At 57.6% G+C, this 21324-nt stretch carries 35 protein-coding genes; 23 read left to right on the plus strand and 12 right to left on the minus strand.

The genetic code is table 11. The features are described from left to right. Positions 1–170: 170 nt before the first annotated feature. Genes ACA058_RS09830 through ACA058_RS09840 form a run of 3 tightly spaced genes read right to left on the minus strand, consistent with a single transcriptional unit; the run spans position 171 to position 1746 of the window. Entirely contained in the window at positions 171–515 is a 345-nt protein-coding gene (locus tag ACA058_RS09830) for a hypothetical protein (protein WP_497638894.1), read from the minus strand. Next, a complete protein-coding gene (locus tag ACA058_RS09835) occupies positions 512–826 on the minus strand; it encodes a DUF4406 domain-containing protein (RefSeq protein ID WP_497638895.1) in 315 nt (104 codons plus the stop codon). The genes ACA058_RS09830 and ACA058_RS09835 overlap by 4 nt, the downstream gene beginning before the upstream one ends. Beyond that, positions 823–1746: a DNA cytosine methyltransferase gene (locus ACA058_RS09840; RefSeq protein WP_497638896.1), complete on the minus strand. Its 924-nt coding sequence runs from the start codon at positions 1744–1746 to the stop codon at positions 823–825. Before ACA058_RS09840 ends, ACA058_RS09835 begins: the two co-directional genes overlap by 4 nt. Positions 1747–1831: 85 nt before the next feature. Between ACA058_RS09840 and ACA058_RS09845 the strand changes: the two genes are divergently transcribed. Further along, positions 1832–1984: a hypothetical protein gene (locus ACA058_RS09845; RefSeq protein ID WP_497638897.1), complete on the plus strand. Its 153-nt coding sequence runs from the start codon at positions 1832–1834 to the stop codon at positions 1982–1984. Between the two features lie 5 nt (positions 1985–1989). Here the strand turns inward: ACA058_RS09845 and ACA058_RS09850 are convergent, their stop codons facing one another. The 9 genes from ACA058_RS09850 to ACA058_RS09890 all read right to left on the minus strand — a co-directional run bounded on the left by ACA058_RS09850 (position 1990) and on the right by ACA058_RS09890 (position 7401). Beyond that, a complete protein-coding gene (locus ACA058_RS09850; RefSeq protein ID WP_497638898.1) occupies positions 1990–2313 on the minus strand; it encodes a hypothetical protein in 324 nt (107 codons plus the stop codon). Between the two features lie 81 nt (positions 2314–2394). Then, positions 2395–2709: a hypothetical protein gene (locus ACA058_RS09855; RefSeq protein WP_497638899.1), complete on the minus strand. Its 315-nt coding sequence runs from the start codon at positions 2707–2709 to the stop codon at positions 2395–2397. Beyond that, complete coding sequence (locus ACA058_RS09860; RefSeq protein WP_497638900.1) at positions 2706–2987, minus strand: hypothetical protein; 282 nt, start codon at positions 2985–2987, stop codon at positions 2706–2708. The genes ACA058_RS09855 and ACA058_RS09860 overlap by 4 nt, the downstream gene beginning before the upstream one ends. 338 nt (positions 2988–3325) lie before the next feature. After that, positions 3326–3496 (minus strand): DUF3927 family protein, encoded by a 171-nt coding sequence (locus ACA058_RS09865; protein WP_497638901.1) that lies wholly within the window; start codon positions 3494–3496, stop codon positions 3326–3328. A 2-nt stretch (positions 3497–3498) separates the two neighbouring features. Beyond that, a complete protein-coding gene (locus ACA058_RS09870) occupies positions 3499–3936 on the minus strand; it encodes a tellurite resistance TerB family protein (RefSeq protein ID WP_497638902.1) in 438 nt (145 codons plus the stop codon). A 295-nt stretch (positions 3937–4231) separates the two neighbouring features. Continuing rightward, positions 4232–4699 (minus strand): hypothetical protein, encoded by a 468-nt coding sequence (locus tag ACA058_RS09875; protein ID WP_497638903.1) that lies wholly within the window; start codon positions 4697–4699, stop codon positions 4232–4234. Positions 4700–5104: 405 nt separating this feature from the next. Then, positions 5105–5356: a DUF1654 domain-containing protein gene (locus ACA058_RS09880; protein WP_497638904.1), complete on the minus strand. Its 252-nt coding sequence runs from the start codon at positions 5354–5356 to the stop codon at positions 5105–5107. 164 nt (positions 5357–5520) lie between these two features. Beyond that, complete coding sequence (locus ACA058_RS09885; RefSeq protein ID WP_497638905.1) at positions 5521–6645, minus strand: hypothetical protein; 1125 nt, start codon at positions 6643–6645, stop codon at positions 5521–5523. Positions 6646–6744: 99 nt separating this feature from the next. Beyond that, on the minus strand, positions 6745–7401 hold the full coding sequence (locus tag ACA058_RS09890; protein ID WP_497639899.1) for a LexA family protein: 657 nt from the start codon (positions 7399–7401) through the stop codon (positions 6745–6747). Between the two features lie 88 nt (positions 7402–7489). Here ACA058_RS09890 and ACA058_RS09895 point away from each other — a divergent pair, with 88 nt between their 5' ends. The 22 genes from ACA058_RS09895 (at position 7490) to ACA058_RS10000 (ending at position 21308) form a co-directional block, all read left to right on the plus strand. Next, entirely contained in the window at positions 7490–7705 is a 216-nt protein-coding gene (locus tag ACA058_RS09895; RefSeq protein WP_497638906.1) for a transcriptional regulator, read from the plus strand. 34 nt (positions 7706–7739) lie between these two features. Beyond that, positions 7740–8084, plus strand: coding sequence for a hypothetical protein (locus tag ACA058_RS09900; protein ID WP_497638907.1), 345 nt, complete (start codon positions 7740–7742; stop codon positions 8082–8084). Between the two features lie 22 nt (positions 8085–8106). After that, positions 8107–8358: a hypothetical protein gene (locus ACA058_RS09905; RefSeq protein WP_497638908.1), complete on the plus strand. Its 252-nt coding sequence runs from the start codon at positions 8107–8109 to the stop codon at positions 8356–8358. Between the two features lie 171 nt (positions 8359–8529). After that, a complete protein-coding gene (locus tag ACA058_RS09910; RefSeq protein WP_497638909.1) occupies positions 8530–8952 on the plus strand; it encodes a phage regulatory CII family protein in 423 nt (140 codons plus the stop codon). A gap of 70 nt (positions 8953–9022) precedes the next feature. Continuing rightward, the gene (locus ACA058_RS09915) at positions 9023–9727 is read left to right on the plus strand and encodes a phage antirepressor KilAC domain-containing protein (protein WP_497638910.1); all 705 of its coding nucleotides are present in this window, start codon (positions 9023–9025) and stop codon (positions 9725–9727) included. Next, positions 9727–10476, plus strand: coding sequence for a DnaT-like ssDNA-binding domain-containing protein (locus ACA058_RS09920; protein WP_497638911.1), 750 nt, complete (start codon positions 9727–9729; stop codon positions 10474–10476). Before ACA058_RS09915 ends, ACA058_RS09920 begins: the two co-directional genes overlap by 1 nt. After that, positions 10473–11156 carry a replication protein P gene (locus ACA058_RS09925; protein ID WP_497638912.1) on the plus strand — a complete coding sequence of 228 codons (684 nt, stop codon included), beginning with the start codon at positions 10473–10475 and terminating at the stop codon, positions 11154–11156. The genes ACA058_RS09920 and ACA058_RS09925 overlap by 4 nt, the downstream gene beginning before the upstream one ends. Next, positions 11149–11352, plus strand: coding sequence for a hypothetical protein (locus ACA058_RS09930; RefSeq protein ID WP_497638913.1), 204 nt, complete (start codon positions 11149–11151; stop codon positions 11350–11352). Before ACA058_RS09925 ends, ACA058_RS09930 begins: the two co-directional genes overlap by 8 nt. Before the next feature lie 112 nt (positions 11353–11464). After that, complete coding sequence (locus ACA058_RS09935; RefSeq protein ID WP_497638914.1) at positions 11465–11896, plus strand: VRR-NUC domain-containing protein; 432 nt, start codon at positions 11465–11467, stop codon at positions 11894–11896. Next, positions 11893–13173: a tyrosine-type recombinase/integrase gene (locus tag ACA058_RS09940; RefSeq protein ID WP_497638915.1), complete on the plus strand. Its 1281-nt coding sequence runs from the start codon at positions 11893–11895 to the stop codon at positions 13171–13173. Before ACA058_RS09935 ends, ACA058_RS09940 begins: the two co-directional genes overlap by 4 nt. Before the next feature lie 62 nt (positions 13174–13235). Next, positions 13236–13472, plus strand: a complete 237-nt coding sequence (locus tag ACA058_RS09945; RefSeq protein WP_497639900.1) for a phiTE_015 family protein — start codon at positions 13236–13238, stop codon at positions 13470–13472. Next, positions 13469–13789 (plus strand): hypothetical protein, encoded by a 321-nt coding sequence (locus tag ACA058_RS09950; RefSeq protein ID WP_497638916.1) that lies wholly within the window; start codon positions 13469–13471, stop codon positions 13787–13789. Before ACA058_RS09945 ends, ACA058_RS09950 begins: the two co-directional genes overlap by 4 nt. 3 nt (positions 13790–13792) lie before the next feature. After that, on the plus strand, positions 13793–14356 hold the full coding sequence (locus ACA058_RS09955; RefSeq protein WP_497638917.1) for a hypothetical protein: 564 nt from the start codon (positions 13793–13795) through the stop codon (positions 14354–14356). A 222-nt stretch (positions 14357–14578) separates the two neighbouring features. Further along, positions 14579–15001, plus strand: a complete 423-nt coding sequence (locus ACA058_RS09960; RefSeq protein ID WP_497638918.1) for a hypothetical protein — start codon at positions 14579–14581, stop codon at positions 14999–15001. Between the two features lie 9 nt (positions 15002–15010). Beyond that, the gene (locus tag ACA058_RS09965) at positions 15011–15205 is read left to right on the plus strand and encodes a DUF7940 domain-containing protein (protein ID WP_497638919.1); all 195 of its coding nucleotides are present in this window, start codon (positions 15011–15013) and stop codon (positions 15203–15205) included. 83 nt (positions 15206–15288) lie between these two features. Continuing rightward, positions 15289–15456: a hypothetical protein gene (locus tag ACA058_RS09970; protein WP_497638920.1), complete on the plus strand. Its 168-nt coding sequence runs from the start codon at positions 15289–15291 to the stop codon at positions 15454–15456. Then, positions 15447–15821 (plus strand): HNH endonuclease signature motif containing protein, encoded by a 375-nt coding sequence (locus ACA058_RS09975; protein ID WP_497638921.1) that lies wholly within the window; start codon positions 15447–15449, stop codon positions 15819–15821. Before ACA058_RS09970 ends, ACA058_RS09975 begins: the two co-directional genes overlap by 10 nt. A 159-nt stretch (positions 15822–15980) precedes the next feature. Further along, complete coding sequence (locus ACA058_RS09980) at positions 15981–16466, plus strand: phage terminase small subunit P27 family (RefSeq protein ID WP_497638922.1); 486 nt, start codon at positions 15981–15983, stop codon at positions 16464–16466. Next, positions 16466–18187 carry a terminase large subunit gene (locus ACA058_RS09985; protein WP_497638923.1) on the plus strand — a complete coding sequence of 574 codons (1722 nt, stop codon included), beginning with the start codon at positions 16466–16468 and terminating at the stop codon, positions 18185–18187. The genes ACA058_RS09980 and ACA058_RS09985 overlap by 1 nt, the downstream gene beginning before the upstream one ends. Further along, a complete protein-coding gene (locus ACA058_RS09990) occupies positions 18187–19458 on the plus strand; it encodes a phage portal protein (protein WP_497638924.1) in 1272 nt (423 codons plus the stop codon). The genes ACA058_RS09985 and ACA058_RS09990 overlap by 1 nt, the downstream gene beginning before the upstream one ends. A gap of 18 nt (positions 19459–19476) precedes the next feature. Next, complete coding sequence (locus ACA058_RS09995) at positions 19477–20139, plus strand: HK97 family phage prohead protease (RefSeq protein ID WP_497638925.1); 663 nt, start codon at positions 19477–19479, stop codon at positions 20137–20139. A gap of 2 nt (positions 20140–20141) precedes the next feature. Next, on the plus strand, positions 20142–21308 hold the full coding sequence (locus tag ACA058_RS10000; RefSeq protein WP_497638927.1) for a phage major capsid protein: 1167 nt from the start codon (positions 20142–20144) through the stop codon (positions 21306–21308). Positions 21309–21324 lie beyond the last annotated feature (16 nt).

A 21324-nucleotide genomic window follows, 5' to 3' on the forward strand; every position in this document is an offset into this window, starting at 1 on the left:
AACCATGGCATCTATCGACGACTTCAGATTTGAGTCACACCAGCTCTTATTGGAACTGGACGCAGCCACCATGGGGATGATGATGCTCGTCTCCGCCAGATGCGTTTCAGGCCCCGAGTGGGAAACCGCGACGAAGAGGCAACATGATGCCTATGAACGCTGGGACAACTTTATAAATTTTCCCGATGATGTTCACCCCCACTAAATCCGTGGGGTACATAGGCGTTACCGCTGGGTCCGTGTTGCGGTGTGGTCAACTCATCAATCCGCTGATCCGCTGCGTTCAGGCGCAGCTGCAGGGCGTCACGCTCGGCGCGGAACTGGTTGATCTCCTCTTGGGCTTGGTCAATTACCTTCTGCGCGTCGTGCACATCAATCCAGTTACCGAGAGCTTTGTCCTCGAACCTCTGTACCGAGTTGCCCGATGGCGAAAGGAAGAAGGCGAAACGCGGTAAAGCGTTCAGCTTGTCCCAAAACTCCATGCCCGGGCGCGGTGCTTTCGTTTCGTTGTTCATCCTGCAATCTCCATCGATACCAGATCATGGGCATTCACAACCGTCATGCCCAGTGCCCGGGCTATGTGTACTTCAAGTAGGGCGCCTTTCGAGCTTTCCCAGCCAGGTAGCAGAGCAACGCTGCCGCATTCCATCAGGTGAATGATGTCGAGCCGCAAGCAGTCAACCCATTCATCACTGACGTGGTCGATCTCGGCGGGGTTGATGACTTGATGACCGACGGCGCGAAGCTTGGCGGCCATGTTGTTGAAGGCGGGGAAGTTTAGGTCTGGGAAGCCGGTCATTGGTCCACTGAGATATATCCGTTTCATGCAGCCTCCATCATTGCTTCGATAATTCGTTGTCCAGCCAGCGGCGGTACCGCATTGCCAGCCATGTGCATGGTTTGTCGATGATTGTCTGGGCGTTTCGTGTCAGACGGGAACGACATGGCCGCGAGCGCTTCGTTGGCAGAGAGCATGCGCATCTCATCGCCGCGCACCAGAGCCCACCGGTCAAGCGTGGTGATGGTCCCGATCGGACGCGCCAAGCTGCGGCCAGTAAGGCCAGAGCCTGATCCGTAATAGGGCATGATGAATCGATCACCGAAGCGCTCGCGGCCATTCTTCACGCGAAGCAGCGTCGACTCCGCGCGACCGGGCTTTACAACCTGACTCCACTTGCCAGCGTCGAAGTCGATGAACGATGAGGCTGGAACATGCTTGCGCTGGTGTAGCTGCAGGTTGAGCGGCGCCTTGCTTCGAGTGCATACCAGAAACAGACGGACGCGGTGCTGTGGCACGCCGAGGTCGGCGCAATCAACTACATGGGGCGCGATCTTGTAGCCGAGCGCTGCCATTGCCTGAGACCAGGCGGGGTACAAAGCCCAGTCCGTGAACTCTTCGACATTCTCGACCAACACCACTTCCGGCCGGTGAAACTCGGCAGCCGACACAACTGCCCACGCTGTAGAGCGCGATGCATCGTGCTGAGCGTTGCCGGACTTCTTGCCTCGCGCCTTCGAATGCCCCTGGCAACAAGGCGAGGCAAGCATGATGTCGTGGGCCGGAACCTTCGACCAATCCGCCTGGTGCAGGTCCTGGCAGATGTGAATTGCGTCAGGGTGGTTTGCACTGTGCCACTCGACGGCGACAGGCCAATGATTGGCGGCCCAGATTACGTCGATACCGGCATTGCGGGCACCGGTTGACCATCCGCCGAGACCGGCGAACAAATCGATTGCTGTAGGCATTGTGGATCCTCGCCGGCTGGCGTGATTCGTTGAACTGGGCTATTGGTTAATGGCCCGGCATGGCGCCGGATCAAGGAGTAAGAAGATGAAAAATCCCAGACGTGTCGCCGCGGGAAAGATGGCTTACGCACGCAAGAAAGCAGCTCAGGATGAAGCTGATAAGCCAGCCATGCAGATCATCACGACAGTTGTGGTGGTCATATTCTTGATCGGACTATTTGCCTCTCTGGCGAAGTAAAACATCTATTCGTCGTTGCAGATTCGCAACTTTTCACGCCGATAGGCTAGGTCCAACTCCCGCGACACCTTTTCGCTTATCGCGATTTTTTGTCGCGACATGGTGGCGAAGCGGGCGGACTCTTCGGTGGGCGCTGCAGCGAGGTTCAGGAGGAAGGTCGACACTGTCTCCTGCCATTCCTCGAAGCCGTGGCGATCGCCTAGAATATGAAGGGCATCATCCAATGCCTTCGATACAATCAGCGATCGCTTCTCGGCGCCGATCCGGTCCAGCAAGGCTTTCTCCTTGGCGCGCTTGTCCCTCTGAATATCCGCGTTGCTCTTGGCCATGGCCTGTCTCTCCAATTCCGTGGGCCGGTAGATCCAGCCATGTCTGTCGTCGGCGCTGGCGCACCTGATTGTTGATGCGCTTCATTTGGGCGAGGCGAACTTGAAGTTGTTCTCTTTGGCGATCAGTTCGATGCGTTTTTGCCGGATCCGGGTTTGCGTTGCTGCTGCGCTTGAGGTGATGCCTGTTGCGGCCAAGGCCTTTAGCATGGGCGCAAGCTTGTCTCGCTCGGTGCGCAGGCGTTCGCTGTGGCCGCTCGCACCGGAGAGGCTGGTCTCGCCGCTGACGCCTGGAGCAACCTCCTGCACGGTCTTGCCCGAGCCGAAGAACTGATCCAGTTGCTGGTTCAGGTTGGCGATCAGGCTGTCGCGCGGGTCAGGCATTGGCACGCCGATCATGGCCGGCCACCAGATAGAGTGACCTTGATGCCGTCGGCGCGCGCTTCCAGTGCCTGGGCGAAGTTCACTGCCTCCTTCCAAGTCCAGCGAAAACCCTTCACCTTTCCAGTGGAACGCTCGACGATGTGGTAGGCATTGCCCTTGGTTTTGACCTGGTAGCGAATCTCTGGCACGGACTGCTCCTTGCCGATCAGGGCGTAGAACGCGGCGGTGGCGATGCTGGAGCGAATGTGCAGGGCCGCAACCCCGTCGACTCGCTGTTGAATTGATGGATGCATGGCGATTCCTCGATGGGGTTGCGTGTATTCGTCAGCACTCGGGCCGCCTGGTGTGTGCCGTTGGGCGCAGGGGAGAGTGCTGACGGATAAAGGCCGGCGTAAAAAAGCCCGAGATCACCCGGGCTTTTGTTGGCGTCACGAAGACCTCCCTACGTGATCGCAGGTGCCGCCATTGGGCGGGCTTCAATTGATCGGTTACATAGCTGCAAATCCTCCGTCTGTTCGCTCACTGGGTTGGCAGTGGCCACCGGGCTTTAGGTTTGATGCAGGTGGGCGGTTATAGGCCGCGGTTTCGTCCGCATCCCGCTGCCCACTCAGTGAATGGGCAGAAGTGATGCCTACGGTTTGTCTTTCGCCTTGCCGATCATTAGCACCACCAAGAGCAGCGCGACCAATACCAGGTCGCCGGCCATTGAAATGATGCGACTTGCCGAGTCGACGAAGACGATCCCGCCGGCGAGCCCATAGGCGGCCAGCGAGCGCGCGTTGTTGCTGAGCCTGCCGAACATGACTACAGGTAGTCTTTAAGGTTGAGGTTCATGATCTTGGCGGCTTTCTCCAGCACTGCCATTTCGGCTGGCTCGATATCGCCGTCAGCTTCGGCCACGGTAAGCATGAAGTTCAGCACGGTTGCTGCGTCGTCGACGCTATGGGCCAGGTCCTTCAATTCCTTCTCGGCGTTCTGGCGGATGATGCGGGGACCACCGTCGTTGTAGTCAGCCTTGGCGCGGTCGATGGTGTTGCTCAGCTCGGCGCCGAAGCCTTTCAGGGCTGCTGAGTTGTTGATCAGCTTTTCGATCTTTTCGAGCTCTTCCTTTTCGATGTCGCCATCAGCGGAAGCAACGTAGAACACACCGTAGACCGAAGCCTGCATCAGATCGCGGTTGGTCATCACGGCCAGGGCCTGACGAGCTTCGCCGGATTTCTTGCCAAACATTTTGCCGAACATGGTGTTTCCTCTGGGTTGGGTGACATCCCGCTGCACCCTGTCGCCAAGGTGCAGAAGTGATGCGTTGCCAATAGGGTGGCCGGCGGCCAGCTCACCACTGCCCAGGTGACGGGCTTTGCGCTAGGCTGAGCGCTCTCACACAACACAGCCTGCAAAGGAGGGCGCTGCACAATGCACAGCTATAAATTGAAGTTCGTCGCGGTTGAGGGTGATATGAAGCCGAAGAGCTATGAATCGCCGCGCCAAGTAGAGATCGGGGAAGTAATCGAACTGGATAACGGCATGTGGCACTTCGTCATGGACATTCGAAGTTTGAAGACAGGTACTCAGCTAGTTCTTGCTGAATCTGGGCAGAACGCTCAGGAGGCAAATATTCTAGGAAGGCAGCGGTCAGACGACTGAGCACGATCGTTGCGTATTTGGCGCAGCTGTCCCTGTCCAGTTCAGTGCTCGGGTGCATCAGCGCGAGTCTTGTGCTCAGACCGATCTGGCCTTGAAACGCTACCGAGACAAACGCCGCTTCGATGCGAGTGTTGAAATCGGGCGGGCTTATCGCCGGGTATGAGTGAGCGCTTCTTTCACTGTTCAGTTTGAATATGTCCTGGTGCTGCTCGTGCAGCGCTTTTACGGCTTCGGCTGCCGTCACAGGCACCAGGATGAGCCCCATTTCAAACAGCTCTTTCAAGTAGTCGGTCTCGCCTGCGCCGATGAGGACGCATCGCCTAGTTGCCGGGTCGATTGCTGCCACTGAATCTTTGTTCATGTGCCTTTTCCTCTTGGTCATCCCAAAGCACCCTCGCAAGAAGGTGCTTCAGTGATGATTGTCTTCTCGCTGCACGTCCGCCGGAGTCCTCTCTCTGCCCGCTGCCGCAACTGGCGTCGCATCGGGTGGCTATGCAGCTTCGCGTGCTCTCATTGGGGAACACGGCCAGTTCCAGAGCTGGCATGGGCGACGGTTTAGCTTTTTCACCACCGGGTTGGCCGGTACGTCACTGGGTCACGTCGAGCTGTTAAAGAGCAGCGGACCTCTCGACCCTTCGCGGCTGGCCCCTGATTGGGTGCCGGTTGCGATGTGATGGAATATAAGCCAGCTTATTTTTGTCGTCAATAAGCTGGCTTATATTATTTTTAGATGTCGATAAAAAGCCCGCTCGACGGCGGGCTCATTTCAGGCTTCGCAATACTCTCGCCACCCAATCCTGACGGCATCTCCGTCTAGGTGCTCAATGCACACTCCATTCGTTTCTTCGATTTCTTGAATTACCTGCTGCCAAGCTTCTGGGCTTTCATTGTCGTTACGGGCAACGGTGATGAACTGGACCTTTTGAACGCCCGGCGCGGCAATAAGGCGCTGTATGCGCCGGCCGACCAACTCGTAGGAGTCTTGGGGGTATGAAGAGGGTAACGCGATGTTGTGCATTGGGAAGCTCCATGCCTTTACTGTATATCAATACAGTATTGATCCTGTAATATTTTGACAAGAGGGGAGGCGCCTAACCTTTGGAGAATGAAATCAAATCGAAGATTTCCGTGGGCAAAAAAAGGCCCGCTCTGTGCGGGCTCTCAGGTCAGGGCATGCTTAGCTCAGAGTGATTTTTCTTTTCTCGCGAGCTGCTCGGAATCGCATGCGGGTTCGTTGGAAAATGAATACTGGAGCAGATAGTAGCCGCTGTCGCCATTTGTGGAGCGAGCTTCCAATCCGATGCTCAGGAGGTCGCTTTTCAATGGTGTCGTAGGCGAGCCTGTCCATTCTGAATAGAGAGAGCGATCCTTTTTGTAGAGCCCCATCAGCCAGTCATCACTATCTTTCCAGATGCTGCCTGGCATCAAAAAGTCCATATCTTTGGATTTTCCATAGATATTGGATAGCGAGCTCTTCATTTCGTCGAAGCTTGCCTTTAGTTGATGCCCAAATCGGTTGGTATTAATTTGTTTACCGATCGCTCTTATCTGGCAAAGCCCCACGGTTGGAGAAATCACTAAGGCATATCGTTCGAATGAGTCATTCGCGCGCGGCGGACGAGTTAGCGTGTAAAGGCTCTGGGACTCATTCGAGATCACTAAAGTCTCACCAGTCATACCTTCAATTTGCTCTTTGCTAAGTCCTGCTGCCAATCCGAGAGGTCCATCAGCGGGCGGTAAGAGATCTGCTTTTGGTTGTCTCGCTGAGGGTAGGGCAACAGGCGGTTGCACCGGACTTGCGAGACCTAGGGATACCGGGCTGAGGCCGTACTTTGCTATCAGATATCGCTGCTGAAGCATTGCAAGTGTCTGTTCGCTGGTTGCTGCTGCAGATAACTTCAGTACTTTCAACAGGCCGCCATTGTATTGGCTTGCTTCAGCATTTGCTGCGGAAATTGCTGCCTTGGCAGACTCCATTTCTGCAAGAAGAGAGTTTGCCAGAGCTTCGTCTGGGGTTGTCACGATGGTTTCAGTTTTTACTGGTGCGCCAGATTCAATCGATAAGATGCGTTGCTCGATGAGAGCTTCGTTGGTTTTCAAAATTTCAACGCGGGCTGTTGCAATCGCTTTGATGAGGCCGCCGTTATACTCAGCTGCAGCTTGGTTGGCTGAGTTGATTTCTAGCTTTGTTGCTGCCAATTCAGAATTGAGCCTGGTTAGATTTGCCTTTTGCTCTGGAGAAAGATCCCTTTCTCCACATCCTTGAAGCGCCACTATCAACAGTATAAAAAATCCATGTTTCCGCACAGCTTTACCCTCCGTAATTGAAGGATAACTCTACCATTCACGGCGCAGTAAAAGGTTGATGCTCGTGAGAATTGCGGAGGGGCCAGCTTGCTGTTGGACTCAAAATTTCTGAAGCGCCCTTACTACGACGCCAACGATACGACAGTCTTCAGTGAACGGCTCAATGCGCCAGGCCGGATTCAAGGGTTTTAAAAAAAGCTTACCGCCATCATTGACCAGTTTCTTGAACGTCGCCTCGTTGCCATCCGGCAGTTTGGCAACGACGAGCTTGCCCGGGGCAGCTTCCGCTTCCGTATCCACCAGGATCAACGTGCCTTCGGTAATGCTTTGCCCAGCGGGTGAGGTCATCGAGTCGCCTTTTACCTCGAGCCAGAACGCTGGGCCTTTTGAATCGTATTCGGAAAATTCATAGCGATCTGAAAAGCCGGCTGGATACGGCTCTACAGCCTCGGCCCAAGCGCCAGCGGCTACCCAGCTTATTACCGGGTAACGGTAGGACTCAACTTGCTGTCGAGCCTCACCAACATTCGAGCCGCTGACGGCCGCACTGATCATCGGCCCAATATTTTCTGAAAGCCAAATAGCGCTCACGCCACAGGCATGCGCAATTTTCGGCAGGTGCGCGCTTTGTAGATTTTTACCTGTCTCCAGCTGCGATATCACTGGCTGCTCGACTCCTGCCTTCAGGGCGAGAGCCTTCTGCGTCAGCTTGGCGTGAATTCGGGCGGTTTTGATTCGTTCTGCGAGTGTGCTCATCCGCTCGAATTTATAAGTTCCCTTATGGACTTGCAAATAAGTGTCCTTCTACTTAGGATATAAGCAGGCTTATTATGAGGGATCTCGAATGACCCCTATCGAAAGGCTCGTCGACTACTTCGGCGGGCAAACCAAAACAGCTCTGGCCCTCGGCGTATCTCAGGCTGCGGTTTCGTACTGGGTGTCTGGAATTCACTCCATGAGCGCAGAGAAGGCATTCAAGGCCGAGGAGATTACCGACGGAATGATCACTGCTCGCGAACTCTGCTCTCGCCAACAGCCGACTCGCAAATCCGCCGCCTAACCCAATCCCTCACACCGAACCCGGAAGTGAACCAATGGCCTACGACAACAAGAAGCATCGCAACACCCACCAGTTGAAGTCGCGCCTGAATGACGACGCCTACGCCGCTATCAAGGTGGAAGCGGAGGCGCGTGAGATTCAGCCGGGCGCCTTGGTTCGCGATCTCACGTTGGCGGCTTTGCGATTCAAAGAGGACTACGGCTACTTCCCATTGATCGATGACAACGAGCTGGACGGTTTTCCGGCGCTGGGCGAACTGGCCCGCGAAATGAAAATTCAGCCAAACGCATTAGTTCGCGACCTCATTCGTGCGGCCTTAAAAGCCAAACGAGAGCAGGACGCTATTCCCCAGGTCAACGACAAGAAACTCAGCGCCTGATTAGGCCATGGAGGAGGCACCAATGCCTGCAATACCGGAAGTAGGGCAGTACACGCAGGACGAGAAAGACGAGCTTGAGCGGTGGGCTGAAGAGGTCGGTATCGGCATGGATCAGTTGGCCGACCGAATCTTGCAGATGACAGAGCGTGCGGTCGAGCGCCGCAGTGCTGCTCGCCTGGCAGCAGATAAAGCAGCCTTGCGAAGCCACCTCGCTGCTCACTGCGCACAAGGGGCGCAGGCAGAAAACGTAGTTTCGATTTTCCCTGGCAGGTAACGGTCCGGCCCCTAATAAGGGGCCACAACAGGGATTGAGCCAAGCGGGGCTGGCACCTAATAAGGGGCCAAGAAGAAAAGAAGGTCACGGGTTCATCCCTGATCAGTTGATGAACGAATGATCGCCTTGTTGGCATTACGCCACCACGGAAACAGAAACGAGGTTTTACGAATGGACAAGTTCTTGCGGGCCTGCCACGACGCGGTCAAGGACAACGAAGCTAAGTCGCTGAGCGCCAAGATGGGTGTTCCGCATGTGAGCCTGCTCCAGCGCTCGAATCCGGATAACGACGCTCACCACCTGACTATCGAACATCTGTTCGGAATCTTGTTGCACACCGGCGACATGCGGCCGCTCGCTGCCCTGGCTGATCAGTTTGGTTTCGACCTGGTAAGAAAAGAAGCCCCGGCACCGCAGGCGCTCACGGCTTCGATGATGCACGTAGGTAAGGAAGTTGCTGACCTGACCTTGGCTGTGCACGTCGCGCTGGATGACGGTCGCGTAACTCAGATCGAGAAGCAGGCTATTCGGAAAGAAATCGATCACGTGCGGCACGAGCTGAACGTGATGGAACAGTCGGTGAAGGTCGCCTGAATCGCAGGCACAAAAAAGCCGGGCTGCAACCCGGCTCTTTCAACAACATGTAAAACACAGTGGGGCCATTATGAACACGATCGTCGCTCCAAGCAATACGGTCACCATGTCGAGCCGGGAGGTTGCTGAGCTCACTGGAAAGCAGCATAAGGACGTCATTCGTGACATCCGTGTGATGCGAAAAGCATTAGCAGACGATGGAGCAGATCTGCGCCATCTCCAGGAGGTCAAAGACGGACGGGGTTACACCGCCGAATTCCATCTTGACCGCGTCCTGACTGAAACCTTGTTGACCGGCTACAGCATCGCGCTTCGTCATCGTGTCGTGACACGTTTGGCCGAACTCGAAAACGTGTCACGACAGATTGTCACGATCCCGCAATCTCTCCCAGAAGCCCTCCGACTTGCCGCAGATCTCGCAGACAAGAATGGCGAGCTTCAACTTGTCATATCAAAGCAAGCCCCGAAGGTCGCCGCCATCAATAGGCTCGCTGCAGCTGGTGGCGCGATCTGCATCACTGACGCAGCCAAGCAGCTCGGTATGGCCCCGGCGCGCCTATTCGCCTGGCTGGAACAGCACCGATGGATCTTCCGGCGTCACGGGTGCAAGCGATGGGTTGCCTATCAGCCACGCATCACCTCGGGTCACATGACCCACAAAGTCACAGCCCTAAAGCCGGATCCTGAAACCGGAATCGAGCGGGCTGCCTTCGACCCTATGGTCACCCCGAAAGGCCTAACCCGCCTCGCTGAACTTCTGCAGGAGGCCGCGTAATGGCCGGCGACTGGATAAAATTCGAACTCACCACCCTGGACAAGCCTGAGGTTTGCCAGATTGCGGACTTGGCCGATATCGACCCTGACGCGGTCGTCGGCAAGCTGATGCGTGTATGGGGATGGTTCGACCAACAAACCGAAAACGGTAACGCTCCCAGCGTTAGTAAAAAGTTACTTGATCGTCTCGTCGGCGTTATCGGTTTCTGCGAGCACATGAAATCGGTCGCCTGGATGATCGAAGCCGAGGGGGTGATCAGCCTTCCTCATTTCGAGCGGCACAACGGGAAAACCGCTAAAAACAGGCTTCTCACAGCAAAGCGCGTGGCAAACCATAAGGCCGGTAACGGTAAAAGTAACGCTGCGAACGTTAGCGGTGCGTTACCTAAAGAAGAGAAAGAGAAGAATAAAGAACCTCTCTCTGCGCAGGGGGCCGTCGATCCTCGCATGCCTAGCGAAATGACCCTCGACTGGGTACCGGACCACACACTGCTAAAAACCTACGCCTTGCACCGCGGGTTGTCGCTTGACCTGTTCACCGAGCAAGTTCGCGTCGCGTTCACCGGACACTACGAGCCGCAGCATCAGTGCAACACCCAGGCGGAATGGGTGGGCATGCTGGTCAAGTGGGTCGCCAATGACAAAGCTCGGGCCGCCGCTTCGAATGTGACCCCGCTCAAGCCGAGGCAGGCCCCGGCTTCTGACTTTGACGATGACGACACTGAATGGCAGAACGGGGTGAAGTCATGAAAGCCGTCTCTGTGATTGCCCAAGGCCTGTGGACCAAAGCCCAGTCCGGTGAGTTCATTGCCGCCGAAGACGCTTCGCCAGTAGCCACTGAAACCAACAGTACACTGGTCACGGCCATCAACGAGCTGTTCAAAGAGTTGCGTTCGATACGCTCGGCGTGGCGTCAGGCATGGCCCGACAAGGAGACCTACCAGGCTTCGAAGCGCCAATGGTTTCAGGCATTTCTCGAGGAAGGTATCTGCACTCAGGGTCAGATCGACTTCGGCATGACGCAGGTTCGCAAACAGCCCGGTGACTTCATTCCAAGCCCTGGCCAGTTCATCGAATGGTGCAAGCCAACCCCCGAAATGCTTGGTCTGCCACCGCTCGCTGCGGCGCACCGCGAGGCCTGTCGCAATGCTCACCCGGGCATGGCCGGGCAGGGCAAGTGGTCGCATGACGCGGTTTGGCACACCGCCAAGGAATGCGGATTCGAAAGCCTGAACAAACTCGACACCGTGCTCAGTCTTAAGCTGTTTGAGCGCAATTACACCATCACCATTCGCCGGTTGTTGGCCGGCCTGCCGCTTCAGCCGATGCCGAAGGCGCTGCCCGCGCGCACCGTGGTCAAGGCGACACCTGAAGTTGGCCTGGGCGCCCTTGCACAGCTGCGCGCCACGCTGGGAGGTGCCCGTGGTTAATCCGCATCTCGTTGCGACAGACCCAGCGGATTACCGCTACGCCGTGCATTGCTGCGCCTACAAGTGGGACCTCACCGATAAACCAGATCGCGCTGTAGCGCTATTCGAACATCGCTCGGCCGCCGAGAAGTTCGGCAGCCTGATGTGGCCGAGCACCTTCGAAGTAATCGACATCACCACAGGAGAGAGGGCATGAACGACACCCTGCTTCATCTGTACACCGCTTTCATGACGGTCGCCGCCGTTGGCCTTTGGTTGGGCATCCGCCGTCTCGAACGCCGTGCCCGAATCGCGCGGGGTAATCGCGAATGAAGCCGGTCGCCATGAAGCAGTTCAAGCAGAAGCCGACGCGCGCCAAGCCAGTCGACCGTGAGGGTCTGGAGCAGGCGGCGTTGATGGCTGAGCTTCGTGCCCGCATGCCAGAGGTCGCTGACCTTATCTATCACGTCCCGAACGGCGGCCATCGCGTCAAGGCCGTAGCCGCGAAGTTGAAGGCCCAGGGCGTAAAGGCCGGCATCCCCGATCTGGTCCTACCAATGGCTCGCGGCGGATTCTTCGGCCTGTACATCGAGTTCAAGGCCACGCCCCCGAACGACGCCGCGATTTCGTCCAGCCAGCATGAACGGATTCGCAAGCTCAATGCTCAGGGGTATCTGGCGGTGGTGTGCCGCGGGCACTTCGACACGATGGAGCAGATCCGCGCCTACCTTCGGCTCGCTCCTACAGTGGTGGCCGCATGACCAGCGCCGCCGTGAAGATGTCCGACGCCGAAATCAAACGGCAGGCTGTCGGCGATGTCCGGGATCTGCGCGACATCGAGAACCGCGGCCTGTACCTGCGCTTCACCCGTGCTCGCGAACGGGCCTCCTGGTACCTGGTGGTGAAGGGTGAGTGGAAGCGAATAGGCGCCTTCCCGGACCTCAACACCAAGCAGGTGGTCGCGGCGCTGCCGGCCATCCGCCTGCGGCTGGAAGCCGGGACCGGCGCGAACCTGTCGAAGTGGGCCACTGTCGGCGAGCTGCTGACCTGGTACGCAGAGCGCATGTCCCGCGACCGCAACCTCTCCAGCAAGCGCAAGAAGACCGGCGCCTCTGCCATCAAATGTCACCTGATGCCGCGCCTGGGTGACCTGCCACTGACCGGCATCGACAAGGCGACACTCGACAGCCAGCTCATGTGGCCGCTGCAGGAAAGCATTTCCATCGACTACGTGCGCTCAGTGTTCCAGCTGCTGGCCCTGGCCTTCCGCCAGGCGTTCAAGCTGGGGCTGATCTCGGCCAACCCGATGGCGACCATCAAGTTCAACGACTTCTCCAAGGCCAAGGTCGGGATCAAGCCGTCGCGTCTACGTGGGGTCCAGCTGTCGGGTCTTCTGGAGCAACTGGCCGCCGTCATGGAGCCCGCGCCGCTGGATTCCATGCTCGCCCTGATGATGCTCTGCCACGGCACGCGCATCGGCGAAACCCGGCAAGCACGCTGGTCGCATATCAGCTTGGCCGAACGTGAGTGGTTCATTCCGGCCGAGCACACCAAAACCGGCGTCGAGCATCACCTGCCATTGACCGAGCAGGTGTGCGCGCTGCTGATGCGGTACCGCGAGGGCCAATACGCCCGAAGCTATGACGGCCAGTTCCTGTTCCCGGCACGCAACGGCAAGGCCCTGAGTGAAGGTCAGGCCAGCGCCGTGTTCTCCCGGTTGGGGCAGGGCGAATGGACCAGCCATGACCTGCGCAAGGTGGCCCGTACCGGTTGGGCAGACCTCGGCATCGACCACCTGATCGGTGAACTGCTGATCAACCACGCCATGGGTCACAACGTGAAGGTGTACATCCAGTCGGACGTGATGGGGCGCAAGCGTGATGCCCTCGAGCAGTGGCATGCCCATCTAGACCAGAAGGGTTTAAACCTGATTCACGGATTGACCGGCTTTAGATTCGGAGATTCCGGTAATGCGCTGGAAGCCGCAGAAAATAAGGCCTGCGAGGCCAATCAAGAATCAACCATAGGCGAGGTTTAAAAATGATGAAAAGAGACAAAACCCGCGCCCAGTTCGAGGAGCGCTTCCCGGTTCCGAGCGGAATGTGCTGGGAGCCTAAGGTTGGCCATGCGGGCGATTACATCCTGCAGTGTGTCGCTTGCTGCTCTGGAGATCGGGCGGCCCGGTACATCGCCCGATGGGAAGCCTGGCAGGCCTCTCGTGAAACTCTGTGCATAACCAACCCATTTCCTGTGGCCCTTGGCGATCCAGATGCGTTGTGGGCTCGCGAAGTGGTGGAGAAGTCACTTCGTGATCAAGGCCTGAAGGTGGGTGGATGATGAAAATGCACGGCCCTGATTTCCGCGCTGCTCAACTCGACCTGGCCAAGTGTCCGGCATGCCGTGGGCATGCGGTCATCAAGGGCGTATTCCACGAACTGGCCTGCGTGCAGTGCAATGCATCGGGCTGGGTCACTGCCGAAACCGGCGAGGCGCTTCCGCTGGAGGTGCTGGTGACGCAGCTGAGCATCCGTCTCCAGGCTGCCGACCACCAGATCGAACAGTTGAAGCGCCCGGTGCTGATGAATGGCCCTGCCGCGCAGTACGAACAGAACAACCGCCGCGGTGCCGGCGGATCAAACTTCACAGGGGATTGAGCGATGGGCATCTATAAAGACGTGATGGGCACCCTGGTGCGCGTACTGGCCGCCGACAACATCGACAACAGCACGAAGCAATCCTGGCAAAAGCTGATCGACGCGGACTTGCGCCAGGGCGGCACTGGCTGTTCCTTGTCCGTGCGCGATAAGTTCGATTACGACTGCTGCCTCTATGCGCTCCTGCATCGTCAGCTTGAGCCGGCACAGTGGGACGTGCTCGTAGCTAAGTACTCGACGCACAAGGCCAACAAGGTTGCCGCTATTGGCCGCCTAGTAGCGCGCACCACGTCCCCGGCGCCGCAACTCTTCATCTATAAGGCACTCACGGCCTGGGCTATTCCGAAGCTGAAAGGAGTTCAGGTAGGCAAGCGCTCCACAGACATGATCGTGCTGCCCACCGAGTTCTACGACATGAATAGCTGGGATACGGAGGGTAAACCGGAGTCAACCCGGCGCCGCTGGAAGACCGGCATATCCAAGCGGCTGGAGTCGCTGGAAGAGGCCGCAGTCATCCACGCAACCGAAATATTCGACCGGGAACAGATCTTCATTGACGCCGCTTGACGTAGTGGCGGAATGATCATAAATTAGCCCCATCATGTCGATCTTGCGCGTTATGAGAGACGACACACAAAGCCCAGCCGCCCGCTGGGCTTTTTGCTATCTACCCCAAAGCCTCGCCATCGTGCGGGGCTTTCTCGTTTTCGGCACTTTGCATCCCTTAATCGCTACGGCGGGGCCATGCACGGAGGCCGGATTAATTACCCGCCGAGATATTGAGGCGCCATGAGATATCAATCTATGTCCGAGCCCGGCCCACTCACCGCTGCTGGCGGTATCGCGCTGTACAAGCTGGGAGCCTTTGGATGCGTGGCCGTGCTGGCCGCTGTCGTCGTAATGGCGATGACGCTGCCGAAGACCGTTCGCGAGTTCACTGTCGCCATGATCAGCACTTCGGTGTCGAGTATCTGCGGCGGGGCGTTCGTGGTGCGCTGGCTAGGCATTGCCCATTGGGTGAACGACGACGCGGGAATGATCGCCATTGGCGGAATCATCTTTGTGTGCGGGCTGCCTGCCTGGGTATTGGTCCGCGCCTGGTTCAAGTGGGCCGAGAAGCGCCGTGACAAGGATCTGGCCGAACTGGCAACTGATATTGCCGAGCTACGCAAGACCGTATCCGCCGCAGTCCACCAACAACAGAACCCGTAGGAGCGACCCATGCAACTGATCGACAACTGGAAACGAGCGCTGAGCATGACCAGCGTTCAAGCTGGCGGTGCAATCGCTGCGCTTGGCGTGGCTGAGCAGCTGATGCCATCGCTTCAGGCAGTGTTACCTCCGATCGCCTATGGCGTGCTGGGCCTCCTAGTGATGATTGCCCGCGTTGTGCTCCAACCGAAGCTGGCCAAGTAGGTGACCGGTGATGGCGTGCACTGGATGCGCGGCCCGGCGCGAGTGGATAAAGAAGTGGAGTGCAGTTGGGTATGAGCGAGCCCGTGAACTCTTTGTGGGAGCGGATGCTGATCGAGCAGGAGAAGCAGACCGAACTGCTCAGGCAGATAGCTCACAACCAGGTGGTGCTGATCCAGTCGCTGGCAGAGGATCAGGACGAAGACCCTGACGCAATGCCCGCAACCTACATGGATGGTTCGCCATGCCGCTGAGGCCACAGAAGCCGTGCAACGCTCAGGGCTGCAACACGCTCACTCGCAACCCTCGCTACTGTGACGATCATGCTCACCTACTCAAGAGCGCGGCCAGGGCCAAGCCTCGGGAGAGCAGCACCAAGCGTCACTACAACTACAAGTGGCAACAGGCCCGGGCTGGGTTCCTTGCCAAGTATCCGCTGTGTCGGCATTGCTCGGCCCGCGGGTTGGTGGTCGTGGCCACCGATGTAGACCACATCATCCCGCACAAGAACGACATGGTCCTGTTCTGGGACAAGACAAACTGGCAGAGCCTGTGCGGACCGTGCCACTCGGCCAAGACGGCCGCCGAAGACGGCGGATTCGGCAATGCGAGGCGCTGAAAGCAGAAAAACCCCGAAAAAACGGTGAAAATCGACCAAATGAGAGCGATTCGCGCTAAGAGGGAGGGGGAGGGTCGAAAGTCTGGGCCTTTTGGCTTCTAGACCGCGCCCTCAACCCTTCTTGCTCGACCGCGAAATTAAAAAATCAGGAGTTGCGCGATGGGAGGCACCGCCACGGTCGCCGGCCGTGGTCGCAAACCCAAGCCGACGGCCAAGAAAGAGTTGGCCGGGAACCCGGGCAAGCGTGCCCTCAACAAGGCCGAGCCCCAGTTTTCCAAGATCACCGAGATCGATCCACCCGAGTGGCTGAGCGAGCGCGCGGCCACCATGTGGAATATGGTCGTGCCGGAGTTGCTGCGCGAGAACGTGGTTGCGATCACCGACCTGCACAACGTCGAAGCCTTCTGCGTCGCCTATGACAACTGGCGCATGGCTCAAGAGTCGGTGCGGGATAACGGCATCGTGGTCGCCGGTGCCACCGGCGGCCCGATGAAGAATCCTGCGCTGACCGCTGCCAACGAAACGATGCGCCAGATGGTGACCTTCGGGTCGATGCTCGGCCTTGATCCGGCCAGCCGCACGCGTTTGATCGGCGGCAACAAGGAGAAAGAAACCAACGAATTCGCCAAACTACTGAGTAGCTGATGACCAAATCTGCCCATCCAAACGTCGATAAGGCGATGGCGTGGGGTCGGTCATTGCTCCGTGGAAAGGTCCCGGCCTGCCGTTACATTCACCAGGCAGTCCAGCGTCACTTCGATGACTTGGCAGCCAGCCGCAAACGCGGGTATCGCTACAAGTTTGATCCGGCAAAGGCCGAGAAGAAGCTGAAGCTGATCCAGCTCTTGCCGCACACCAAGGGTGAATGGGCATTCAAGCGACAGCTGATCAGCCTGGAGCCGTGGCAGCTCTTCGGCCTGGCCGTCACGTTTGGCTGGGTCAAGAAGAAAGGCGGGCACCGCCGTTTCCGCGAAAGCTATTGGGAAGTGCCGCGCAAGAACGGTAAGTCGGTGGTGGCCGGCGGCGTAGGCATCAGCATGTTCGTAGCCGACGGCGAGTTCGGCGCCGAGGTCTACTCTGGCGCGACCACTGAGAAGCAGGCGTGGGAAGTCTTCCGCCCAGCGAAGCTAATGGTCAGCAAGTCGCCGATGCTGATGAAGGCTGCGGGCATCGAGGTCAACGCCTCGAACATGAATATCCCGTCCGACTTCAGCCGGTTCGAGCCGCTGATTGGCAACCCGGGCGACGGCGCTTCACCAAGCTGCGCCATCGTCGACGAATACCACGAGCACCCAACCTCAGCCCAGTACGACACCATGCTCACTGGCATGGGCGCCCGGCGGCAACCGCTGATGTTCATCATCACCACCGCCGGCGCCGATATCGAGGGACCGTGCTACGACAAGCGCCGCCAGGTCATCGAGATGCTCGAAGGCACGGTGCCGGACGATGAATTGTTCGGCTGGATCTGGACGCTCGACGAGGGTGACGACTGGACCGATCCGAAAATGCTGGCCAAGGCCAATCCGAACCACGGTGTTTCGGTGTTCCAGGAGTACCTGGAGAGCCAGCAGGCCCGGGCGATTCGATCGGCGCGGTTCACCAACACATTCAAAACGAAGCACCTGAACCTATGGGTAAGCGCGAAGGCCGGCTTCTTCAATATGGAAGACTGGAAATCCTGCGAAGACACCACCCTGACCTTGGAGCAGTTCGAGGGTCAGGAGTGGAACGCTGGCTTCGACTTGGCGCGAAAGCTGGACATGAACTCTCGGGCGCGTCTGTTCTGGCGCGTCATCGACGGCAGGACCCACTACTACAGCGTCGGCCCCAAGTTCTGGGTTCCGTACGACACCGTCTACAACAGCGACAACAAACGCATGTCGGAGCGGTTCCAGGCGTGGATAAACTCCGGTCATTTGGAGGTCACGGACGGCGCCGAGATCGATTATCGGGAAATCCTCGAGGACACGAAGGAAGCCAATCACCATGCGCCGCTGCGGGAGTCCCCAATTGACCCCCATGGCGCAACGGGCCTGAGTCATGACCTCGACGATGAGGGTTTCAACCCGATCACCATCACACAGAACTACACCAACATGTCGGACCCCATGAAGGAATTGGAGGCGGCCATCGCCGCCGGCCGGTTTCATCATGATGGAAACCCGATCATGACCTGGTGTATTGGCAATGTGATCGGAAAGAACTTGCCCGGCAACGATGATGTTGTCCGCCCGATTAAGCAGGGCGACGACAACAAGATAGATGGCGCGGTGGCGCTGATCATGACGATAGGCCGGATACTCGCGAATGCGGATGTCCAAGGCTCTGTCGACGACTTCCTCTCCAGACCGATGAGCATGTAATGGCAGACACCGACTACAGCATTGACCTGCGCACCCGCAGCCCTTTCTGGGCGCGCATGGCGAGCTTCTTTGTCGGCGGACGCTTGGCGACGCCTAACAAGGGGTCGCAGACGGGGCCGGTATCCGCCACCGGCCAGGTTGGCGACTCCGTTGTAACAGACGAGCGCTCATTGCAAATCTCCACGGTGTTTGCTTGCGTGCGGCTTATATCGAGCGTAACGGCCTGCATGCCCCTGGACGTGTTCGAAACAAAGGGTGAGGACCGTTCAAAGGTTGGACTGGACAATCCGCTGGCCCGGCTCTTGAAGTATCGGCCAAACGACTTCATGACAGCTTTTGACTTCCGCGTCGCGATGACGATGCAGCTTTGTTACTACGGAAACGCATACGCCCTCATCGAGCGCAACGGCGCCGGCGATGTCATCAGTCTTGTTCCACTGATGTCGGTGAACATGGACGTTCGCCTCGAAGGGAAGCGAATAATCTACCGATATCGCCGAGACACCGAGTACGCAGATTTTAAGCAAAGCGAAATATTCCATCTCAAAGGCTTCGGCTTCAACGGGCTTGTCGGGCTTTCCCCGATCGCCTTCGCTGCTAAAACAGCGAGCGTTGCTGTAGCCATGGAAGACCAGCAGCGCGACTTCTATGCCAACGGTGCCAAGTCTCCCCAGTTACTTATGACTGGTGAGGGCAAGGTCCTTAACAAGGATCAGCGCGCCCAGGTGGAGGAGAACTTCAAGGAAATCTCCGGCGGCCCGGTGAAGAAGCGCTTATGGATACTTGAGGGTGGCTTCACCACCCAAGCCATCGGCGTGAGTCCGCAGGACGCAGAAACGATGGCGGCCCGAAAGTTTCAGGTCAGTGAGTTGGCCCGTTTTTTTGGTGTACCGCCGCACCTTGTAGGAGACGTTGAGAAGTCCACGAGTTGGGGTTCCGGCATCGAGCAGCAAAACCTGGGGTTTCTTCAGTACGCTCTTGATCCGTACTTAGAGATTTGGGAGGGGTGCATCCTGCGCTGGCTTGTGAAGCCCGCAGACCTGGGCCGAATCCATGCAGAGCACAATCGCGACGGCCTATTGAGTGGCGATTCAACTGCCCGGGCGAACTACCTGAAAACTCTGATCGATACAGGCCTGCTGACACCGAACGAAGGCCGCCGAGTCAACAACCGGCCAAAACTTCCTGGTGGCGATGTCGCGACGCGACAGTCACAGAACGTGCCGCTTGATCAACTTGGCAAACCAAACCCCGCTCCGAGCGGGGTTTAGTTTTTCTGGAGCTATCCAATGTCAAATATTCAAAAGACGCTGGCCTTCACCGAGTCCGAAATCAAATTTTCTTCGGACGGAAAGGCAGGGGTTTTCGAGGGGTACGCCAGTGTCTTTGACGTCATCGACTCGGACGGCGACATCATCCTTCCGGGTGCCTACAAGAAAACTCTGGCAACGCAAAGTCGACAGGTCGGCATGTTCTTCAACCACCAGACCTGGGAAATCCCGGTCGGAAAGTGGCAGTCACTTGAGGAGGACAGCAAGGGTCTGATAGTCCGCGGCGAGTTGACACCCGGGCTCTCAGTCTCAAATGACCTGCGTGCAGCCATGGAGCACAAAACGGTTGAGGGCATGTCGGTCGGCTTCACAGTGATGAAGGACGACTTTGACTTAATCGCCACCGGTCGTGCCTTCAAAAATATCGCCGCACTGCGCGAGATCAGCATTTGTACCTTCCCTGCCAACGAGCAGGCGACCATCGAATCCATGAAAAGCATGGAGGCGATTACCACCATTCGCGATGTAGAGCACTGGCTGAGGGATTCGGCTGGTCTATCGAAGTCGCAAGCACTGGGCTTTATTGCCCGGTTCAAGTCCGCAGTTCGGAGTGATTCCGAAGGTGGCGAAATCACCGCGCTCCTGGAGCGCATCAAGTCCTTCCCATCTGTAGGAAAATAACCATGTCCGAATTGGCCCAGATCCAAAAGGCGATCGAAGACGCGCAAAAGAACATGACCGATCTGTTCGATGCGCAGAAGAAAGAAATCACCAGCACCGGTGAGATCAGCAAAAAGCTGCAGTCTGATCTGCAGACCGTCCAGGAAGAACTGAAGACAGCCGGCACCCGACTGTTTGACCTGGAATCGAAACTTGCCACCGGAGGTCTCGACAACCCAGAAACCAAAAAATCCTTTGCCGAGCGCGCCGCCGAAGACCTGAAGAAAGGTTGGAACGGCTCCAGTACCGGCAAGGTTGATGTGAAAAGTTTCAGCAAGGCCCTGGGATCTGGTGCCGCTTCTGCTGGAGCCCTGGTTCAGCCTCAACAGAACCCTGGCATCCTGATGCCCGGCCTGCGTCGTTTGACCATCCGCGACCTGCTTGCCCAAGGTCGGACTACATCGAACGCCATTGAATACGTACGCGAGAACGTGTTTACCAACAGCGCTGCGCCAGTGGCTGAAGGAGCGCTCAAACCTGAGTCGCAACTGACCTTCACCAAGGAAACAGCCAACGTCAGAACCATCGCTCACTGGATTCAGGCGTCTCGCCAGATCATGGACGACGCTCCGATGCTGGAGTCGTACGTTAATGGTCGCCTGCTGTTTGGCCTGGACCTGGTGGAAGAAGGTCAGTTGCTTAATGGCGACGGTACCGGCGACAACCTGATCGGCCTCAACAAGGTTGCCACCGCCTATGACACTGGGCTCAACGCTACCGGCGACACCCGTGCCGATCAGGTTGCTCACGCGATCTTTCAAACCAGCGAGTCCGAGTTTGAGGCCTCTGGCCTGATCCTCAACCCGCGCGATTGGCACGCCATCGCTCTTTTGAAGGATGCGGAAGGGCGCTACATCTTCGGCGGTCCTGCAGCATTCGCCGCCAAGGTAATGTGGGGCTTGCCAGTGGTGGCCACCAAGGCCCAGGCCCAAGGTACCTTCACCGTCGGTGGTTTCGACCTGGCCTCGCAGATCTGGGATCGCATGGATGCGACCATTGAAATCAGCAATCAGGACCGCGACAACTTCGTGAAGAACATGCTGACCATCCTCTGTGAAGAGCGCCTGGCGGTAACGCACTACCGTCCGACCGCGATCATCAAAGGCACCTTCACCGTACCAACGCCATAACCATAGGACCGGGGCA

The organism is Pseudomonas sp. LBUM1649 (genome assembly GCF_059716155.1).

Excerpts from the sequence above, each read along its gene's own strand:
- ACA058_RS09830 (WP_497638894.1), bottom strand. The coding sequence starts at position 515 with ATGAACAACGAAACGAAAGCACCGCGCCCGGGCATGGAGTTTTGGGAC.
- ACA058_RS09835 (WP_497638895.1), bottom strand. The coding sequence starts at position 826 with ATGAAACGGATATATCTCAGTGGACCAATGACCGGCTTCCCAGACCTA.
- ACA058_RS09840 (WP_497638896.1), bottom strand. The coding sequence starts at position 1,746 with ATGCCTACAGCAATCGATTTGTTCGCCGGTCTCGGCGGATGGTCAACC.
- ACA058_RS09845 (WP_497638897.1), top strand. The coding sequence starts at position 1,832 with ATGAAAAATCCCAGACGTGTCGCCGCGGGAAAGATGGCTTACGCACGC.
- ACA058_RS09850 (WP_497638898.1), bottom strand. The coding sequence starts at position 2,313 with ATGGCCAAGAGCAACGCGGATATTCAGAGGGACAAGCGCGCCAAGGAG.
- ACA058_RS09855 (WP_497638899.1), bottom strand. The coding sequence starts at position 2,709 with ATGATCGGCGTGCCAATGCCTGACCCGCGCGACAGCCTGATCGCCAAC.
- ACA058_RS09860 (WP_497638900.1), bottom strand. The coding sequence starts at position 2,987 with ATGCATCCATCAATTCAACAGCGAGTCGACGGGGTTGCGGCCCTGCAC.
- ACA058_RS09865 (WP_497638901.1), bottom strand. The coding sequence starts at position 3,496 with ATGTTCGGCAGGCTCAGCAACAACGCGCGCTCGCTGGCCGCCTATGGG.
- ACA058_RS09870 (WP_497638902.1), bottom strand. The coding sequence starts at position 3,936 with ATGTTCGGCAAAATGTTTGGCAAGAAATCCGGCGAAGCTCGTCAGGCC.
- ACA058_RS09875 (WP_497638903.1), bottom strand. The coding sequence starts at position 4,699 with ATGAACAAAGATTCAGTGGCAGCAATCGACCCGGCAACTAGGCGATGC.
- ACA058_RS09880 (WP_497638904.1), bottom strand. The coding sequence starts at position 5,356 with ATGCACAACATCGCGTTACCCTCTTCATACCCCCAAGACTCCTACGAG.
- ACA058_RS09890 (WP_497639899.1), bottom strand. The coding sequence starts at position 7,401 with ATGAGCACACTCGCAGAACGAATCAAAACCGCCCGAATTCACGCCAAG.
- ACA058_RS09895 (WP_497638906.1), top strand. The coding sequence starts at position 7,490 with ATGACCCCTATCGAAAGGCTCGTCGACTACTTCGGCGGGCAAACCAAA.
- ACA058_RS09900 (WP_497638907.1), top strand. The coding sequence starts at position 7,740 with ATGGCCTACGACAACAAGAAGCATCGCAACACCCACCAGTTGAAGTCG.
- ACA058_RS09905 (WP_497638908.1), top strand. The coding sequence starts at position 8,107 with ATGCCTGCAATACCGGAAGTAGGGCAGTACACGCAGGACGAGAAAGAC.
- ACA058_RS09910 (WP_497638909.1), top strand. The coding sequence starts at position 8,530 with ATGGACAAGTTCTTGCGGGCCTGCCACGACGCGGTCAAGGACAACGAA.
- ACA058_RS09915 (WP_497638910.1), top strand. The coding sequence starts at position 9,023 with ATGAACACGATCGTCGCTCCAAGCAATACGGTCACCATGTCGAGCCGG.
- ACA058_RS09920 (WP_497638911.1), top strand. The coding sequence starts at position 9,727 with ATGGCCGGCGACTGGATAAAATTCGAACTCACCACCCTGGACAAGCCT.
- ACA058_RS09925 (WP_497638912.1), top strand. The coding sequence starts at position 10,473 with ATGAAAGCCGTCTCTGTGATTGCCCAAGGCCTGTGGACCAAAGCCCAG.
- ACA058_RS09935 (WP_497638914.1), top strand. The coding sequence starts at position 11,465 with ATGAAGCCGGTCGCCATGAAGCAGTTCAAGCAGAAGCCGACGCGCGCC.
- ACA058_RS09940 (WP_497638915.1), top strand. The coding sequence starts at position 11,893 with ATGACCAGCGCCGCCGTGAAGATGTCCGACGCCGAAATCAAACGGCAG.
- ACA058_RS09945 (WP_497639900.1), top strand. The coding sequence starts at position 13,236 with ATGTGCTGGGAGCCTAAGGTTGGCCATGCGGGCGATTACATCCTGCAG.
- ACA058_RS09950 (WP_497638916.1), top strand. The coding sequence starts at position 13,469 with ATGATGAAAATGCACGGCCCTGATTTCCGCGCTGCTCAACTCGACCTG.
- ACA058_RS09955 (WP_497638917.1), top strand. The coding sequence starts at position 13,793 with ATGGGCATCTATAAAGACGTGATGGGCACCCTGGTGCGCGTACTGGCC.
- ACA058_RS09960 (WP_497638918.1), top strand. The coding sequence starts at position 14,579 with ATGAGATATCAATCTATGTCCGAGCCCGGCCCACTCACCGCTGCTGGC.
- ACA058_RS09965 (WP_497638919.1), top strand. The coding sequence starts at position 15,011 with ATGCAACTGATCGACAACTGGAAACGAGCGCTGAGCATGACCAGCGTT.
- ACA058_RS09975 (WP_497638921.1), top strand. The coding sequence starts at position 15,447 with ATGCCGCTGAGGCCACAGAAGCCGTGCAACGCTCAGGGCTGCAACACG.
- ACA058_RS09980 (WP_497638922.1), top strand. The coding sequence starts at position 15,981 with ATGGGAGGCACCGCCACGGTCGCCGGCCGTGGTCGCAAACCCAAGCCG.
- ACA058_RS09985 (WP_497638923.1), top strand. The coding sequence starts at position 16,466 with ATGACCAAATCTGCCCATCCAAACGTCGATAAGGCGATGGCGTGGGGT.
- ACA058_RS09990 (WP_497638924.1), top strand. The coding sequence starts at position 18,187 with ATGGCAGACACCGACTACAGCATTGACCTGCGCACCCGCAGCCCTTTC.
- ACA058_RS09995 (WP_497638925.1), top strand. The coding sequence starts at position 19,477 with ATGTCAAATATTCAAAAGACGCTGGCCTTCACCGAGTCCGAAATCAAA.
- ACA058_RS10000 (WP_497638927.1), top strand. The coding sequence starts at position 20,142 with ATGTCCGAATTGGCCCAGATCCAAAAGGCGATCGAAGACGCGCAAAAG.